Raw genomic sequence first — 16,427 nt, 5'->3', positions numbered from 1 at the left:
TCCCGTGCGCACCAAGGCCGTTGCCGCCACCGCCCTGCTCGCCCTCGGACTCGTCGGCTGCGGCGCCGAGATCGCCCCGAAGGAGGCCGCCACCGCCTCCGCCCACTACCCCGTGACGGTGGACAACTGCGGGGAGAAGCTCACCTTCGCGCAGAAGCCCGCCCGGGTGGTGACCAACGACGTCAACATCACCGAACTGATGCTCTCGCTCGGCCTCGCCGACCGGATGGCCGGCTACGTGATGCCCGACGACAAGGGGAAGATCGACCAGGTCGCCTGGAAGGACGGCTACCAGCAGACCACCTGGCTCTCCAAGAAGATCCTCACCAAGGAGATCGCGCTGGACGCCAAGGCCGACCTGGTCTTCGCCGGCTGGCACTACGGCTTCGACGAGGGCAGCGGCGTCACCCCGCAGGCCTTCAAGGCGCTCGGCGTCGACTCGTACGTGCTCAGCGAGTCCTGCCGCAGCGGCAAGGGCACCGAGCGCGGCGTGATGGACCCGCTGGAGGCGCTCTACACCGACCTGGCCAACCTCGGCGAGATCTTCGACGTCAAGGACCGCTCCGACCAGCTGATCGCGGACTTCAAGGCGCGGATCGCCGCCGTCCCGCCGGCCGAGCGCCGCCCCTCCGTCTTCCTGTACGACAGCGGGCAGGACAAGCCGTACACCGCCGGGAAGTTCGCCGCCGCCAACGAGATCATCGCCAAGGCGGGCGGGACCAACATCATGGGCGACCTCGCCGACAGTTGGGTCACGGCCGGCTGGGAGAGCGTGGTGCGGCGCGACCCCGAGGTGATCGTGATCAACGACTACGCGACGCCGAAGGCCGAGGAGAAGCGGAAGTTCCTGATGTCCTTCCCGCCGCTGGCCGACGTCGCCGCGGTCAGGAACGGCCGGATCTTCGTCATGGACTACGTCGACCTGGTGGAGAGCCCGCGCAACCCGGCCGCGATCAGCGCGCTGGCCGCCTACCTGCGCACCGTGCCGGCCCCCTGACCGGCCCGGATCCCGCTCCTCCGGGTCCGGGCGGCCGCGGGCGTACGCTCAAGGTACGAGCCGACGGAACCCGACCGGAGGAGCGAGATCATGACCACCACGACGGCCCCCGCCGCCTTCGACACCCGCGCACTGCGCGAGGGCATCGAACGCCGCGACGCCGAGGCCCTCCTGGCGCTCTACGCGGAGGACGCCGAACTGCGCATGGTCGACCGCAAGACCCAGCCCAGCCACCCCCTGGTGATGCACGGGCGGGAGGAGATCGGCGCCATGCTGGACGACGTCTACGGCCGCGAGATGACCCACACACTGGAACAGGTGGTCGTCCAGGGCGACCACGTCGCCTTCCTGGAGTCCTGCCGGTACCCGGACGGCGTCCGGGTGCTGATGTCCTCGATGGCCGGTCTGCGGGACGGCCGGATCATCGACCAGACCTCCCTCCAGGCCTGGGACGAGACCGGTCCCGAGCAGTAGGCTCACGGACATGATCCGCACCGCCGTCGCCACCGACGTCCCCGTCGTCCACGCCATGATCCGCGAACTCGCGGAGTACGAGAAGGCCCTGCACGAGGCGAAGGCCACCGAGGAGCAGCTGCACGAGGCCCTGTTCGGCGAGAACCCGGCCCTGTTCGGGCTGATCGCCGAGGACGACGCCACCGGTGAACCGGTCGGCTTCGCGGTCTGGTTCCGCAACTTCTCGACCTGGCGCGGCACCCACGGGATCTACCTGGAGGACCTGTACGTCCGCCCGGAGGCGCGCGGCGGCGGCCACGGCAAGGCGCTGCTGCTGGAACTCGCCCGGATCGCCGTCGAGCGCGGCTACTCCCGGGTCGAGTGGTCGGTCCTGGACTGGAACCAGCCCTCGATCGACTTCTACAAGTCGATCGGCGCGGTGCCGATGGACGAGTGGACGGTGTACCGGCTCTCCGACGGGGCGCTGGCCGCCGCCGGGCAGCGCTGAACGGCTCCCGGGAGTCCGGGGAAAGGGTCTGCCACCCTGCGTCGCAATGCCTTACCATGAGTAACTCCCGAACCGGGGTGCGGAAGGCAGAGCGATGGCGGATCCGCGGCGCCGGGCCCCCTTCGGGGGTAGCAAGCGGTAACAAGCGGGGTACCAAGAAAGCACAGCGCGCCACCCAGGAGGCAAGGGTGTCCCAGATCGACGGCGATCTCGGCGTTCAGGACTTCGTGGAGGTCCGGCTGCCCGCAGCCGGGGCCTACCTCTCCGTCCTGCGAACAGCGACGGCCGGGTTGGCGGCCCGGTTGGACTTCACGCTCGACGAGATCGAGGACCTGCGGATCGCGGTCGACGAGGCCTGCGCCATCCTGCTCCAGCAGGCGGTGCCCGGCTCCGTACTGTCCTGCGAGTTCCGGCTGGTCGGCGACTCGTTGAAGGTCACCGTCTCCGCCCCGACCACCGACGGCAAGGCTCCCGAACGGGACACCTTCGCCTGGACGGTGCTCTCCGCCCTGGCCGGCGAGGTCGACTCCTCGGTCGCCGAGGACAGGACCGTGACGATCAGCCTGCACAAGAAGCGCGGCGGGTCCCCCTCCCACTAGTCGGGCGCCGGACCGCACCGCACGACCGAGCAGCACCGAGCAGCACCCGCGCAAGGGCCGTCCGCCGCTCCCCCGCTCAGGGGACCGACGGACGGCTCCCGGTACCGCCGCCCACGCGGTACGACCAACGAGACGATTCCGGGGCCACCGGCCCCGGTGCTCCCGGAACGGAACGGGGGAATGGCCGTGAGTGATCTGGACCGTACCGGCCTCGCGACGGCGGGACCTGCCGTACCGACCCAGGCGAGCGTTCCCGGCCTCGCCGCCAACGACGAAGCGCACCCGAAGGACGCCCAGCGGATGAGCCACCCCACCGAGCCGACGTCCGAGCCGACGCCTGCCTCCGCGCCCCCGCCGGACCCGGTGGACGAGACGGCCCCGGCCGTCGGGGCGGAACCGGCGGTCGAGGCCGACCCCGCGGTCGAGGCCGAGCCGACGGCCGAGGTCGAGCCGCACGTCGCCCTGCCCGCCCAGGGCTCGCACCGCACCGGCGCCCCGGACCGGGAGGCCGCCCGCGCGCTGTTCGTCCGGCTGTCCGCACTGCCCGAGGGCTCCCCGGAGCGGGTCGAGCTGCGCAACCAGCTGGTGCGGATGCACATCCCGCTGGTCGAGCACCTGGCCCGGCGCTTCCGCAACCGGGGCGAGCCGCTGGACGACCTGACCCAGGTCGCCACCATCGGCCTGATCAAGTCGGTGGACCGCTTCGACCACGAGCGCGGGGTCGAGTTCTCCACCTACGCGACGCCGACCATCGTCGGGGAGATCAAGCGGCACTTCCGCGACAAGGGCTGGGCGGTGCGCGTCCCGCGCCGCCTCCAGGAGCTGCGGCTGTCGCTCACCACGGCGACCAGCGAGCTCTCCCAGCGGCACGGCCGCTCCCCCACGGTGCACGAGCTGGCCGAGCACCTGGGGATCTCCGAGGAGGACGTCCTGGAGGGCCTGGAGTCCGCCAACGCGTACTCCACGCTGTCCCTGGACGTGCCGGACAGCGACGACGAGTCGCCGGCCGTCGCGGACACCCTGGGCGCGACCGACGAGGCGCTGGAGGGCGTCGAGTACCGCGAGTCGCTCAAGCCGCTTCTGGCCCAACTGCCGCCCCGGGAGCAGAAGATCCTGGTGCTGCGGTTCTTCCGGAACATGACCCAGTCGCAGATCGCCGCCGAGGTGGGGATCTCCCAGATGCACGTGTCCCGGCTGCTCGCCCGGACGTTGGCCCAGCTGCGGGAGAAGCTCCTGGTGGAGGAGTAGGACTGACGCTCCTTCAGTCCCCCCGGCTTCAAGCCCCCGGCCTCAGGCCCCCGGCGGCCCTGTACCCCTAGTCCTCGGACGGGGCGTACAGGGCCGCCGTCGACTTCGGGTTCAGCAGGCAGCCGATGCCCACCAGGCCGAGCGCCCCGACCAGCACGCCGACCGCGATCATCGCGCCGCCGCTCTCGGCCATGTAGTAGCCGACCGGCAGGCAGATCGAGTTGGTCAGCACCGCCGGACTGCGGCCCCAGCGGCGCTCCTTGAGCAGGGCGCGGGCGGCCAGCACCGGCAGCACCCCGAGCAGCACGATGACCGCTCCGCCGAACTCGTTCAGGGCCAGCTGCTTGGACTGGCCGGACAGCGCGGCCACCATGTCCCAGACGCCGACGACGGCCAGCGCGGCGCCCGCCAGGGCCGTGATGGCGGCGCCCAGGGTCAGGGAGGCCGGGCGGCCGGATCCGGCCGAGGGTACGGGTGCGGAGGTTTCTGCGGTCACTCCAGCAGGGTAGCCGCCGGTTGCTCCGTACCGACCCGTAGGCTTTCCCCATGCGCGCTCTCCTGGTCGTGAACCACAAGGCCACCACCACCAGTGGCCGGACCAGGGACGTCCTGATCCACGCCCTGCGCAGCGATCTCAAGCTGGAGGTCGCCGAGACCCGCTACCGGGGCCACGCGCGCGACCTGGCCCGCGAGGCGGCGGAGGACGGCACGGTCGACCTGGTGGTGGCGCTGGGCGGGGACGGCACCGTCAACGAGGTGGTGAACGGGCTGCTGGCGCACGGCCCGGGCGAGAAGGTCCCGCGACTGGCCGTGGTGCCGGGCGGTTCGACCAATGTGTTCGCCCGCGCGCTGGGCCTGCCCAACGACCCGGTGGAGGCCACCGGCGCCCTGCTGGACGCGCTGGAGCACGGCCGGGAGCGGCCGATCGGGCTGGGCAAGGCGATGACCGACGGGCTGCCGGACCGCTGGTTCACCTTCACCGCCGGCCTCGGCTTCGACGCCGGGGTGGTCGGGCGGGTCGAGGAGCAGCGCCGGGCCGGGCGCAAGTCCACCCACGCCCTGTACGTCGGCCAGGCCCTGCGGCACTACTTCACCCAGCGTGAGCAGCGCCGTTCCGGCCCCGTCTCCCTGGAGCTGCCGGGCCACGAGCGGGTTCCGGGCCTGGTGCTGTCGATAGTCAGCAACACCTCTCCCTGGACGTTCCTCGGCAACCGTCCGGTCTACCCCTCACCGCTCGCCTCCTTCGACACGGACCTGGACGTCTTCGGCATCACCCGGATGACGGCGTTCGGCACCGCTCGAACGGTCCGTCAGATCCTGCGGTCGTACACGACTTCGAGTGACGGCGCCCCTCCCAGCGGCCCCTCCGGGAAGCACGTCGTCTCCTATCACGACGTCAGACACTTCACCTTGGTTTCGGAGGAACCGGCCCCGTTCCAGGTCGACGGGGACCATCTTGGAGACAGGAGTCGCGTCAGTTTCACAGGCGTACGGCGGGCACTGCGTGTGATTGTGTGACTGGAAGGGGGGTTCCTCCTTCTTCTCGAACGCACAAGCCCCCTTCACTCCATAGAAGTACTGGCTGTGAGCTAGGCGACACCGAAGAATCCAAAATTCCTCCCCGAAGGGGGTTGTATCCGAGCCCGAGGTTTGCGAACCTCTACATGGCGATCGGGACACATCGCAGCGACGGCAACTCCGGAACCACAGGAGCGCCGACCGCGGGGTGTCCCTCGAATCGCCGAATCCCCCCCAGCACAGACCACCCGGGCCCGACGGGCCTTTGGTCTCTTTTGCTGTTGCGGGATTCGTGAAAGCGTTCACATTCACAAGCCATTCGATTATGCCGATCGGGCCACCCCCCGCGGCAGGAGGAGTTGGACGACCATGGACTGGCGCCACCGCGCTGTCTGCCGCGAAGAGGACCCCGAGCTGTTCTTCCCGATCGGGAACACCGGTCCTGCTCTGCTGCAGATCGAGGAAGCCAAGGCCGTGTGCCGCCGCTGTCCGGTGATGGAGCAGTGCCTCCAGTGGGCGCTCGAGACCGGTCAGGACGCCGGCGTCTGGGGCGGCATGAGCGAGGACGAGCGCCGCGCGATGAAGCGCCGTGCAGCCCGCAACCGCGCCCGCACCGCCTGATCACCCGGCGATCACACGCCGTAGTACCAGCAGTGACCGCAGTACCGATCGACACATGATCAAAGGCTTCCCTGCACCTCCTGGTGAAGCCTTCCGCACCAAGGACCTCGCCCAGCCAGGTCCCGCGACACCGGACCCGCCCAAGCACTTGATACTGTTCACTTAGAGCAATATCGTGGAGCTGTGGCGCTCACCGTGTGCAACGCACCGGCGAGGTGTCGCACCACCCAGAGCCCCCGCTCCGGCCGACTCCCCCCGACGGCCGGAACGGGTTGAGAGGCCCTGTCGACCCACCCCCCCCCGGTCGACAGGGCCTCGTTTCTGTTTCCGCACCCTGTTCCGCACCCCGGCGTGCGGGTGCGCGCACCCGGCGCTTCCGCCGGACGCACGCCCCCTCCACGCACCTGTGCGCATCCCCGCGCAACGGTTTCCCCGCGCGACGGCTTCGCCACGGACGGGGATCTCAGCGGACGGGGATCTCCAGGATCACCTTCGTACCGCCGTTCGGGCCGGCCACCATGTCGAAGGTGCCGCCCAGTTCGCCGGTGGCCAGCGTCCGGACGATCTGCAGCCCGAGGTTGCCCGCCGTCTTCGGGTCGAAGCCCTCCGGCATGCCGCGGCCGTCGTCCTGCACCGTGATCAGCAGGTACTCCTCCGGCCGGGCGCCGCCGTTCCAGGTGTCCGACCAGCCCTTGCCGGTCGCCGGGGCCCGCCCGCGCAGCGCGCTGACCTCCAGGTTCCCGGAGGCGGTCGGACCGAACGCGTGCTCCAGGGCGTTCTGGAGCAGTTCGGTCAGCACCATCGACAGCGGGGTGGCCACCTCGGCGGAGAGGATCCCGAAGCTGCCGGTGCGGCGGGTCGCCACCCGGCCGTCCTGGGTCAGCTCCATCGCCATCGCCAGCACCCGGTCGGCGATCTCGTCGAAGGCCACCTGCTCGTCCAGCGCCTGGGAGAGCGTCTCGTGCACGATCGCGATCGAGCCGACCCGGCGCACCGCCTCGTCCAGCGCGGCCCGGGCGGACTCCGACTCCATCCGACGGGACTGCAGCCGCAGCAGGGCCGCGACGGTCTGCAGGTTGTTCTTCACCCGGTGGTGGATCTCCCGGATGGTGGCGTCCTTGGTCATCAACTCGCGGTCGCGGCGGCGCAGCTCGGTCACGTCCCGGCAGAGCACCAGCGAACCGGTCAAGGTGCCCTTGGGCTTGAGCGGGATCGCCCGCAGGGTCACCACTCCCCCCTGCGCCTCCACCTCGGTCTGCCGGGGCGCCCAGCCGCTCGCCAGCTTCACCAGCGCCTCGTGGACGGCCGAGCGGGACGGCGGGGCGAGGTCGGCGGTGGCCCGGCCGAGGTGGCTGCCGACCAGGTCGGTGGTGAGGCCGAGGCGGTGGTACGCGGAGAGGGCGTTGGGGCTGGCGTAGGTGACCACGCCGTCCGCGTCCAGCCGGATCAGGCCGTCGCCGACCCGGGGGGCCGCGTCCATGTCGGCCTGCTCGACGCCGGGGAAGGGGAAGGAGCCGGCCGCGATCATCTGGGCCAGGTCGGAGGCGCTCTGGAGGTAGGTGAGCTCCAGCCGGCTGGGGGTGCGGACGGTCAGCAGGTTGGTGTTGCGGGCGATCACGCCCAGCACCTTGCCCTCGCGCCGGACCGGGATCGACTCGACCCGGACCGGGACCTCCTCGCGCCACTCCGGGTCGCCCTCGCGCACGATCCGGCCCTCGTCGAAGGCGGCGTCCAGCAGCGGGCGGCGGCCGCGCGGGACGAGGTGGCCGACCATGTCGTCCTGGTAGGAGGTGGGCCCGGTGTTGGGCCGCATCTGCGCCACCGAGACGTAGCGGATGCCGTCCCAGGTGGGGATCCACAGCACCAGGTCGGCGAAGGAGAGGTCGGAGAGCAGCTGCCACTCCGAGACCAGGTGGTGGAGCCATTCCACGTCGGCCCCGGTGAGGGTGGTGTGGCGGCGGACGAGTTCGTTCAGCGAGGGCACATGGCGAGGGTAGCGCCGCCGGTCCAGGCGGGGCGCGCCAGGCCTCCCGCCGGGTCCGGACACCCCCTGAGTTGTTTAGACCAATTTTCCGGGAGGCCTGGACAACCGAGATTGGTCTAGTCCACAATGGAAGGGCACCAAGGAGAGGTCCCCGCGCAACTGCCCTGACCGCGCGCGGCCCCTCCTCGGTCGGACGCCGCAGATCGAGGACCCCGCACAGTTCTCGATCCCATCTGGCGCCCGACGACAGCTCCGGGCTGCGGTGCCGCATGGGTTGAGGGTCCCGTGTCGGCGCCGTGGCCCGTAGTGTTTTCCACCCCCGGGACCATGTCTCCGCCGCTCAACGAGCCGGCCCCGGTCCACAACCCGTGGACCGGGGCCGGCTCGCGTGCGGGACGCGGGAGGGGCTATCGCGTCTCGGTGACCTTGGCCAGGGCGCGCGGGGCGTCCGGGTCCTGGCCGCGGGCGATGGTGACCTCGTAGGCCAGCAGCTGCAGCGGCAGGATCTCCAGGATCGGCTGCACCTCCTCGGGCACGCCGGCCGGCAGCGCGAAGCCGGCCGAGGCGGCGTCCACCTGCGCCTGCTGGCCGACCACCACCAGGTCCGCGCCGCGCCCGCGCAGCCGGTCCAGCACCGGCTGGAGGGCCTCGCCGCCCTTGCCGTCCGGGACGATCGCGATGACCGGCGAGACGTTGTCCACCATCGCCAGCGGGCCGTGCAGCAGGTCGGCGCCGGAGAACGGGGTGGCCGGGATGTAGGTGGTCTCCATCAGCTTGAGCGCCGCCTCGCGGGCGGTCGGGTAGCCGTAGCCGCGCGAGGTGATCACCAGGCGCTGGGCGAAGCGGTAGCGCTCGGCCAGCGCCTTCACCTCGGCCCGGCGGGACAGCACCCCGGCGGCCAGGCCCGGCAGCTCCTTGGCGGCCGCGCCGTCGCCCCCGCGCAGGCCCTCGACCAGCAGGTAGAGCGCCAGCAGCTCGGCGGTGTACGTCTTGGTGGCCGGCAGCGCCTTCTCCGGGCCGGCCAGCACGTCGATGTGGAACTCGGAGACCTCGGCGAGCGGCGAGGCGGCGTTGTTGGTCACCGCGAGCGTGACGGCCCCGGCCTCGCGGGCGGCCTTGGTGGAGGCCACCAGGTCGGGCGAGCCGCCGGACTGGCTGACGGTGACGACCAGCACGTCGGTGAGGTCCGGCTTGGCGCCGTACGCGGTGGTGGTGGACATCGAGGTCAGGCCGGCCGGCTTGCCGAGCAGGATCTCGATCAGGTACTTGGCGTACAGCGCGGCGTTGTCGGACGTGCCGCGCGCGGTGAGCAGGACGAAGCGCGGGCGGCGGGCGGCGATCTGTGCGGCGACCTCGCGGATCTTCGGGGCACCCTCGTCGAGGATGCGCTGGAGGACGGCCGGCTGCTCGGCCATCTCCGCCGCCATGATCCGGCCGGGGACGGGAACGGTCTGCGGGTCGGACATCTGGGTCTGCCTCCGGTGAGACGGTTCGACCCCGCTCGGGCGGCTGCCCGGCGGGGACCTCCAGGCGGCGAGTCCGCACACTCGCTGCGGTCCTTCGTCCCACGATCCTACGGGCGCGCCCGCCGCCGGGCACCTCCGTCCGCACACCCGCGCGCCCCGCGCGCACGCCCACCCGCGCACCCCTCCGGACGCCCTTCCGACGACGGGACGGGCATCCGGAGACGGGCGCGACGGGAGGTCAGGACGCCTTGTTGATCAGCTGGTCGATCGCGGCGTCGGCCTCCTTGGTGGCCTGGTCCACCGACTTGCCCTTGAGGATCGAGGTCAGCATGTCCGGGATGATCTTCTGCTTCTCGACCGCGCCCCAGCCGGGGGCCAGCGGGGTGAACCAGGCGTCCGGGACGGCGTTGGCCGCGGCGGCGGTGCTCGGCTTGCTCTTCAGCGGGTTCAGCTGGGTCAGGTTGTTCGGCAGGATGTCCTTGTCGGCCAGCGCCTGCTCGGACTTGGTGCTGGTGAACATCCGGATCCAGTCGGTGGCCAGCGCCACCTGCTGGGACTTGGCGGTGACGGCGAGGTCGGAGCCGCCGATGAAGGTCGGCAGCGGCTTGCCGTCCGGGCCGGGCATGGTGGCCACCTTGACGGCGTCCTTGAGGCTCGGGTCGCCGGTGACCGGCGCGGTGACGCTGGCCGCCTCGTAGCCGTTGCCGTAGAAGGACGCGGCGTGCCCGCGGGCCATCGACTCGAACTGGTTCTGCTCGTTCACCGCCAGGTCGCCCTTGTTGTACTTGCGCACCAGGTCGACGAAGTGGCTGATGCCCTGCTGGGACTTGGGGTCGTGCAGGGTGCCGTGCCAGTTGCCGGAGCCGTCGAACTTGGCGATGCCGCCGCCGTACGCGGCCACGTAGCTCATCGCGGCGTACCAGTACGGGCCGGGCAGGTAGAGCGGGGAGAAGGTCTTGTCGGCCTTGTTCCGGTCCGCGACCTTGTCCAGCGCGGCCAGCAGCTCCGCCTCGGTCTTCGGGAAGTCGGCGCTGCCGGTGGCCTGCTGGAAGGCGGTGGAGTTGTAGATGGCGACCCGGGAGCCGGCGTAGTAGGGCACGCACCAGAGCTTGTCCTGGTACGTACAGGTGTTGGCGAGCGCCTTGATCCAGCTGTCGGAGTTGTCGAAGGTGCCGCGGTCCACCGGGGCCAGCGCGCCGGAGAGCACGTACTTCATGGTCTCGGTGTTGCCCAGCTCGACCACGTCGGGGGCGCTGCCGTCGGCGATGGCCTTGTCGAGCTTGGCCAGCTTGTCGGCCCAACCCTGGTAGGCGAGCTTGAGGGTGACGTTCGGGTACTTCGCCGCGAACTCGTCGTTGACCCGCTGGACCAGGTCCGGCCAGTTCTTCTGGGCGTCGTCCATCAGCCAGACGGTGACGGTGCCACCGGCGGCCTTCGGGTCCGCGGAACCGGCCGCGCCGGCGTCGCCCGAGGGCTTCGCCGTCGAGGAACAGGCCGTCAGACCGACCGCCAGTGCCAGGGTCCCGAGCGTCGAGATGAGCTGACGCTTCTTCACGCCATCCTCCGAGGGGTGTAGAGCCGTTGTGCCCGCCGGCAGCGTGATTGGCGCCCGTGGCGGAGAGTCCGGACAGGGGGCGGCGAAGAGCTTGGGGGAGGGCCGATACCACATCCGGCGAGGTTGAATCTCGAACCGGATGACTGGACTCTGGCCTAGACCATAGGTGGTGTCAACGACCAAAAGCCTTCGTCGGGGCGGCCGTTGCAGAGCCGTTGTACCGCGTGGCCGCCAGTCGTCGTTCCGTCACCCTAAGTAGGTCTTAAGGTGGATTTAAGGCCTGCTTGAGGGAACACGGTCACTCGGTGGTCTCCCGGGTCGACGGCGGGGAAACAGAACGGGCCCGCCATGCGACATGCGCATGACGGGCCCGTTCACCGACGCCACCGGACAGCGCCGGTGACGTCGCGTCGATCGTGTCAGCCGACCGCTCCCGGCTGCCCGGTGAGGACCTCCACGGCCGCCAGTCCGCAGACCCGGGCGGCGCCGTGGGTGGCGATGTACAGCGCGCCGACCGGCTCCGACTGGGGCAGGCCCATCTCGACCACGGCGGCGTCCGGCCGGGCCGCCACCAGGCGGCGCAGCGCGGCGGACATCCACGCGTGCCGGTGCGCGTCCCGGACCACCAGCACCAGGCGGCGGCCCTCGGCGCCGGCCAGCAGCTCGCCGACCAGGGCGTCCAGCAGCTCCGGCGCGGCCTCGGCCGCCGACACCGCGCGGGTGCGGGTGCCGGGGAAGCGGTCCGCCAGCATGCCGGCCACACCCCACGGGGTGACGTCGCCGACCGCGATGTTCGGCTCGTCCGAGAACGAGGCCACGTACGGGCGCTCGCTCACCGGCGGCACCACCTGGCCCGGCGCCCGGACCACCTTGAGCGCCCGGCGCGCGGCCCGCAGGCCGACCGCCAGGTCCGGCTCGACCCGCTCGCCCTGGGCCGCGATCCGGCCCCAGCTGCCCAGCGCCCGGACCCGCTCGGCGGCGTCCGCCAGCCGCTCCTCGGCGAGCAGGCCGGAGCGCACGCCCGCCACGATGGCGTCGCGCAGCATCAGCACGGTCTCCTCGTCGGCCAGCCCGCCGCCGACGCAGATCGCGTCCGCGCCGGCCGCCAGGGCCAGCACGGTGCCCTCGCCCATCCCGAAGGTGTCGGCGATGGCGCCCATCTCGATCGCGTCGCTGACGATCAGGCCCTGGTAGCCGAGGCCGCCGTCGGCCGGGGCCGCGCGCAGCAGGTCGCGCAGCACGGTCGGGCTCAGGGTGGCCGGCAGCTTCGGGTCCAGCGCCGGGATCATGATGTGGGCGGTCATCACGGCCTTGGTGCCGGCCGCGATCGCCGCCTGGAACGGGATCAGGTCGCGGGCCCGCAGCACGTCCAGGTCGACGTCGATGACCGGCAGGCCGTGGTGCGAGTCCACCGCGGTGTCGCCGTGGCCGGGGAAGTGCTTGGAGCAGGCGGCCACGCCGGCCGACTGCAGGCCCTCCACCCAGGCGGCGGTGTGCCGGGCGCACAGCTCGGGGTCGGCGCCGAAGGAGCGGACGCCGATGACCGGGTTGCGCGGGTTGGAGTTGACGTCCGCGGTGGGCGCCCAGTTGTAGTTGACGCCGGCCGCGGCCAGTGCCCGGCCCAGCTCGCGGGCGACGTCCCGGGTCAGCGCCGGGTCGTCGATCGCGCCGAGCGCGAGGTTGCCCGGCCAGGACGAGCCGGAGCCCGCCTCCAGCCGGGTGACGTCGCCGCTCTCCTCGTCGATGGCGATCAGGAGGTCGGGGTTCTCGGCGCGCAGCGCCCGGGTGAGCGCGGACAGCTGGTCGAGGTCGACCACGTTGCGGTCGAACAGCGCGACCGAGCCGAGGCCCGCGGCGAGGTGGCGGCGCAGCCACTCCGGCGGCTCGGTGCCGACGAAGCCGGGCTGGAGGACGGTCAGGGCGTCGCGGTGCAGCTGGTCGCTGTCCGGCACGGTGGGAACGAGGATGCTCACGTGGACTCAGCCCTTCACGGCGCCGTCGGTCAGACCGCCGACCGCCTTGCGCTGGAGGAAGACGAACAGGATCAGCACGGGGATGGCGAACATCGTGGACGCGGCCATGGTGGCGCCCCAGTCGTTGCCGAAGGCGGTCTTGAAGGACGACAGCCACAGCGGCAGCGTCTTGCCCTGGTCCTTGTTGAGGATCAGGACGAGCGGGAACTCGTTCCACGCCGTGATGAAACCGAACAGCGAGGTCGACATCAGGCCCGGGGCCAGCAGCGGGAAGATCACCTTCACGAAGGCCTGGGAGCGGGTGCAGCCGTCCACCATGGCCGACTCCTCCAGCTCCTTCGGCACCGCGGCGATGAAGCTGCGCAGCGTCCAGATGGTGAAGGGCAGGACCATCATCATGTAGAAGAGGGTCAGCGGCACCAGGCTGTTCAGCATGTCGTTGTCGCGGGAGATGATGTAGACCGCGATGGTCATGACCTCCCAGGGCGCCATCTGGGCCATCATGATGACCAGCACGAAGGCCTTGCGGCCGCGGAACCTCATCCGGGCGATGGCGAAGGACGCCAGGGTGGCGATCACCAGTGACCCGAGCACCGCGCCGACGGTGACGACGACGCTGTTGAGGACGTACGTCCAGAAGTTCGGCGCGTTGACCGCGGTGGTGAAGTGCTCGAAGGTCGCGTCGAGCGGGATGAACACCGGCGTCGGGCTGATGATGTCGCTGTTCTGCTTGAACGCGGTCGCGAACATCCAGTAGACGGGGAACACGAAGAAGACGGCGAGGACGGCCGCGATCACGTTCAGCCAGGTACGTCCGAAGAGAGAGCGCCTCACAGCTCGTCCTCCTGCTTGATCATGATGCGGAAGTAGTACGCCATCAGCACGCCCAGCATCAGGATGGTGAGCACCGCGATCGCGGAGCCGACGCCGTAGTGCTGGCCGGCCGAACCCTCCAGGAAGGCGTGCACCGGCAGGGTCCGGGTCAGCTTCTCCGGTCCACCGGCGTTGACCGCGTAGACCTGGGTGAACGCCTTGAACACCCAGATGACCTCGAGGAAGGTCGTGGCCAGGAAGAACGGCTTCAGGTTGGGGAAGATCACCGCGGTGAAGATCTTGCGCGCGCCGGCGCCGTCCATCCGGGCCGCCTCGTAGAGCTCCTTCGGGATGGTGGTCAGGCCGGCGTACATGTTGAACGCCACGAACGGGATCGACATCCAGACGATCAGCAGGATGATCACGAAGAACGTCGAGTACTGGTTGCTGAGCCAGTTGTAGCCGTGCATCGACTGCCAGCCGAGCTGCTCCAGGATCCAGTTGACGACGCCCCACTGGGAGTCGAACAGCCAGGTGTAGACGGTGGTCGCGGCGACCACCGGCATGGCCCAGGCCAGCAGCAGCGCGACCTGGAGCACCAGCCGCATCTTCTTGCCGAGCTGGTTCAGCAGCAGACCGATCAGGGTGCCGCCGACCATGATCAGCACCACGTTGACCAGGGTGAAGACGATGGTCCGGCCGGTGACCGACCAGAACTCCGGGTCGGTCAGCTGCTCCTTGTAGTTGTCGAAACCCGTCCACTCGGTCAGGTGCAGGACCAGCTGGCGCCTGTTGAGGTTCTGGAACGACAGCAGGACCGTCTTGAGCAGCGGCCAGCCCAGCAGGGCCAGGGTCGCCACGGTGGCCGGCAGCAGCAGCAGGTACGGCGCGAGGCGTGAGCCCAGGCTGGGGCCGCCCGCGGATCTGGCGCCCTTCGGCGCGGTGCCCTTCGAGCCGCCGCCCGAGGCGCTCGTCTCTTGACCGGCCACAGCGGCCTTCCCTGGGTCCGGGGACTGTGTCTGCACCCGCTCCGAATGCACAGCCATCGTTCTCACTTCCTCACAACCTGGCCACGACGGACAGGCGCCGCCCACCGGCCCCCCGCCGGGGGCCGGTGAACGACGCTGCTGGGACCCGCCTCCGGACTCCCGCCTGCGGGAGGGCCGAGGACGGGTCCCGGGTGCTTACTGCTTCTGGTTGAGCTTCTTGGCGATCTCGTCGTCGTACTTCTTGGCCGTGGAGGCGAAGTCGCCGCCCTGGAGGACAGCGGTCAGGAACTCCTTGACCGGGTTCGGGTTGTCCTCGACGCTGGACCAGTTCGGGGTGTTCGGGGTGATCGCGCCGACGGTGGCGCCCTGCTGGGCGGCCTTGGCGAAGTCGCCCTGGATGTTGGCGTTCAGCGCGGGCTTGTTCGTGGTGATGCCGGCGGCGGCGAACAGACCCTCGTTCTTGTCGTTGAGGGCGATCTTCAGGTAGTCCTTGGCCATGTCGGTGTTCTTGCTCTGCGAGGCGATCGCGAGGTTCGAACCACCGAGGAACACGCCGGTGGGCTTGTCGGCGGTCTTGCCGGGGAGCGCGAAGTAGCCGATCTTGTCCTTCGGCATGGCCTTCTCGTCCGGCAGCTCCCAGCCGAGGCCGATCATGGCGCCGACGTTGCCCTGGGCGAAGACGTCCTTCTGCTGCGGGGTGGCCTCGTCCTTGTCCTTCGGACCGGTGGCCGAGTAGCCCTGGAGCTTCTTGTAGGTCTCGAAGGCCTTCTGGCTCTCGGGCGAGCCCAGGCCGCCGACCCACTTGTCGCCGTCCTTCTTGGCGATCTTGCCACCCTCGCTGGTGAGCAGACCGAAGTAGACGTACCACTCCTGGCCGGGCATGTAGATCGGGTCGACGACGCCCTCGGTGGTCTTCAGCTTCTCCAGGTCGCTGTAGAACTCCTCCAGGGTCTTCGGCGTGTCGGTCAGGCCGGCCTTGGTCCACAGGTCCTTGTTGTAGGCGACCACGCGGTTGGTGACGTACCACGGGGCGGCGTACTGCTTGCCGTCCAGGACGGCGGACTCGTTCTGGTTGGCGGGCCAGGCGTCGCCGCCCAGGGCGGCCTTCTCCTTGGTGAGGTCGAGCAGACCGCCCGAGGAGGCGTAGCCGGCGGTCTGGGTGTTGCCGACCTCCAGGACGTCGACCGAGCCCTCCGACAGCGCGGCGGTGATCTTGGCGCCGATGCCGCCCCACTCCTGGGTCGCGTACTCGACCTTCGAGCCCGGGTAGGTGGTCTCGAACTCGGTCTTGACCGCGTCGGTCCAGCCCTTCGGGGCGGAGCCGGTCATGGTCCAGACCTTGAGCGTCTTGCCCTTGTACTTGTCCGCCGCGGAGGCGGAGGACGACCCCGAGTCGCCCTCGCTCTTCTTGCCGTCCGAGCCGCAAGCCGCCAGGCCGACGACCATTGCTGCGACGCCGACCGCCGCGATGAGCTGACGCTTCATTACGCCATCCTCCTGAGGGATGCCTGGGTTACCCCCGTCGGGCGGCAGCGGCAGACCCACACAAAGCGGGGGGAAAGGTGCCGCGGACCCCTTCGAACGGGTGGGGGGATTCATAGCTACCGGCCTAGTGGTGTAGACCAGCTGCCTGGAGCTTGGCCTAGACCAATGGGCCTGTCAACGGCTGTTCGACCGATCTCGACCACCCGTTATCAAGCCGA

15 protein-coding genes are annotated in these 16,427 nt (G+C 70.4%); 7 read left to right on the top strand and 8 right to left on the bottom strand.

The genetic code is table 11. The annotated features are described in order from the left end of the window. Positions 1-4: 4 nt before the first annotated feature. The 5 genes from ACWDCZ_RS02655 (at position 5) to ACWDCZ_RS02635 (ending at position 3,805) form a co-directional block, all read left to right on the top strand. Positions 5-997, top strand: a complete 993-nt coding sequence (locus ACWDCZ_RS02655; protein ID WP_449815049.1) for an ABC transporter substrate-binding protein — start codon at positions 5-7, stop codon at positions 995-997. A gap of 90 nt (positions 998-1,087) precedes the next feature. Continuing rightward, entirely contained in the window at positions 1,088-1,471 is a 384-nt protein-coding gene (locus ACWDCZ_RS02650) for a nuclear transport factor 2 family protein (RefSeq protein WP_049649431.1), read from the top strand. A gap of 10 nt (positions 1,472-1,481) precedes the next feature. Next, entirely contained in the window at positions 1,482-1,958 is a 477-nt protein-coding gene (locus ACWDCZ_RS02645; RefSeq protein ID WP_049649430.1) for a GNAT family N-acetyltransferase, read from the top strand. 188 nt (positions 1,959-2,146) lie between these two features. Further along, on the top strand, positions 2,147-2,557 hold the full coding sequence (locus ACWDCZ_RS02640) for an ATP-binding protein (protein ID WP_049649429.1): 411 nt from the start codon (positions 2,147-2,149) through the stop codon (positions 2,555-2,557). Between the two features lie 180 nt (positions 2,558-2,737). After that, positions 2,738-3,805 (top strand): SigB/SigF/SigG family RNA polymerase sigma factor, encoded by a 1,068-nt coding sequence (locus tag ACWDCZ_RS02635; RefSeq protein WP_449815048.1) that lies wholly within the window; start codon positions 2,738-2,740, stop codon positions 3,803-3,805. A gap of 67 nt (positions 3,806-3,872) precedes the next feature. Here ACWDCZ_RS02635 and ACWDCZ_RS02630 read toward each other — a convergent pair whose 3' ends face one another. Continuing rightward, positions 3,873-4,301 (bottom strand): hypothetical protein, encoded by a 429-nt coding sequence (locus ACWDCZ_RS02630; protein ID WP_049649428.1) that lies wholly within the window; start codon positions 4,299-4,301, stop codon positions 3,873-3,875. A 50-nt stretch (positions 4,302-4,351) separates the two neighbouring features. Here ACWDCZ_RS02630 and ACWDCZ_RS02625 point away from each other — a divergent pair, with 50 nt between their 5' ends. Both ACWDCZ_RS02625 and ACWDCZ_RS02620 read left to right on the top strand, forming a co-directional pair. Next, a complete protein-coding gene (locus ACWDCZ_RS02625) occupies positions 4,352-5,323 on the top strand; it encodes a diacylglycerol/lipid kinase family protein (RefSeq protein ID WP_074001417.1) in 972 nt (323 codons plus the stop codon). A gap of 369 nt (positions 5,324-5,692) precedes the next feature. Continuing rightward, complete coding sequence (locus ACWDCZ_RS02620; RefSeq protein WP_014138019.1) at positions 5,693-5,944, top strand: WhiB family transcriptional regulator; 252 nt, start codon at positions 5,693-5,695, stop codon at positions 5,942-5,944. 463 nt (positions 5,945-6,407) lie between these two features. Here the strand turns inward: ACWDCZ_RS02620 and ACWDCZ_RS02615 are convergent, their stop codons facing one another. From ACWDCZ_RS02615 to ACWDCZ_RS02585, 7 genes are all read right to left on the bottom strand, one after another. Beyond that, positions 6,408-7,928 (bottom strand): sensor histidine kinase, encoded by a 1,521-nt coding sequence (locus tag ACWDCZ_RS02615; RefSeq protein ID WP_181970676.1) that lies wholly within the window; start codon positions 7,926-7,928, stop codon positions 6,408-6,410. 407 nt (positions 7,929-8,335) lie between these two features. Next, positions 8,336-9,394 carry an SIS domain-containing protein gene (locus tag ACWDCZ_RS02610; protein ID WP_049649426.1) on the bottom strand — a complete coding sequence of 353 codons (1,059 nt, stop codon included), beginning with the start codon at positions 9,392-9,394 and terminating at the stop codon, positions 8,336-8,338. A 238-nt stretch (positions 9,395-9,632) separates the two neighbouring features. Next, complete coding sequence (locus ACWDCZ_RS02605; protein ID WP_259316730.1) at positions 9,633-10,949, bottom strand: extracellular solute-binding protein; 1,317 nt, start codon at positions 10,947-10,949, stop codon at positions 9,633-9,635. Positions 10,950-11,368: 419 nt separating this feature from the next. Continuing rightward, positions 11,369-12,922, bottom strand: coding sequence for a glycoside hydrolase family 3 protein (locus ACWDCZ_RS02600; RefSeq protein WP_049649424.1), 1,554 nt, complete (start codon positions 12,920-12,922; stop codon positions 11,369-11,371). Positions 12,923-12,928: 6 nt separating this feature from the next. Then, positions 12,929-13,756 (bottom strand): carbohydrate ABC transporter permease, encoded by an 828-nt coding sequence (locus ACWDCZ_RS02595; RefSeq protein WP_049649423.1) that lies wholly within the window; start codon positions 13,754-13,756, stop codon positions 12,929-12,931. Then, positions 13,753-14,781, bottom strand: a complete 1,029-nt coding sequence (locus ACWDCZ_RS02590; protein WP_049649422.1) for a carbohydrate ABC transporter permease — start codon at positions 14,779-14,781, stop codon at positions 13,753-13,755. The genes ACWDCZ_RS02595 and ACWDCZ_RS02590 overlap by 4 nt, the downstream gene beginning before the upstream one ends. A 138-nt stretch (positions 14,782-14,919) precedes the next feature. Then, positions 14,920-16,209: an extracellular solute-binding protein gene (locus tag ACWDCZ_RS02585; protein WP_049649421.1), complete on the bottom strand. Its 1,290-nt coding sequence runs from the start codon at positions 16,207-16,209 to the stop codon at positions 14,920-14,922. Between the last annotated feature and the right edge of the window lie 218 nt (positions 16,210-16,427).

It is taken from the genome of Kitasatospora sp. NPDC001225, from assembly GCF_053597855.1.
Note: the sequence above shows the minus strand (reverse complement) of the source record. Positions and strands in the feature narration are given on the sequence as shown.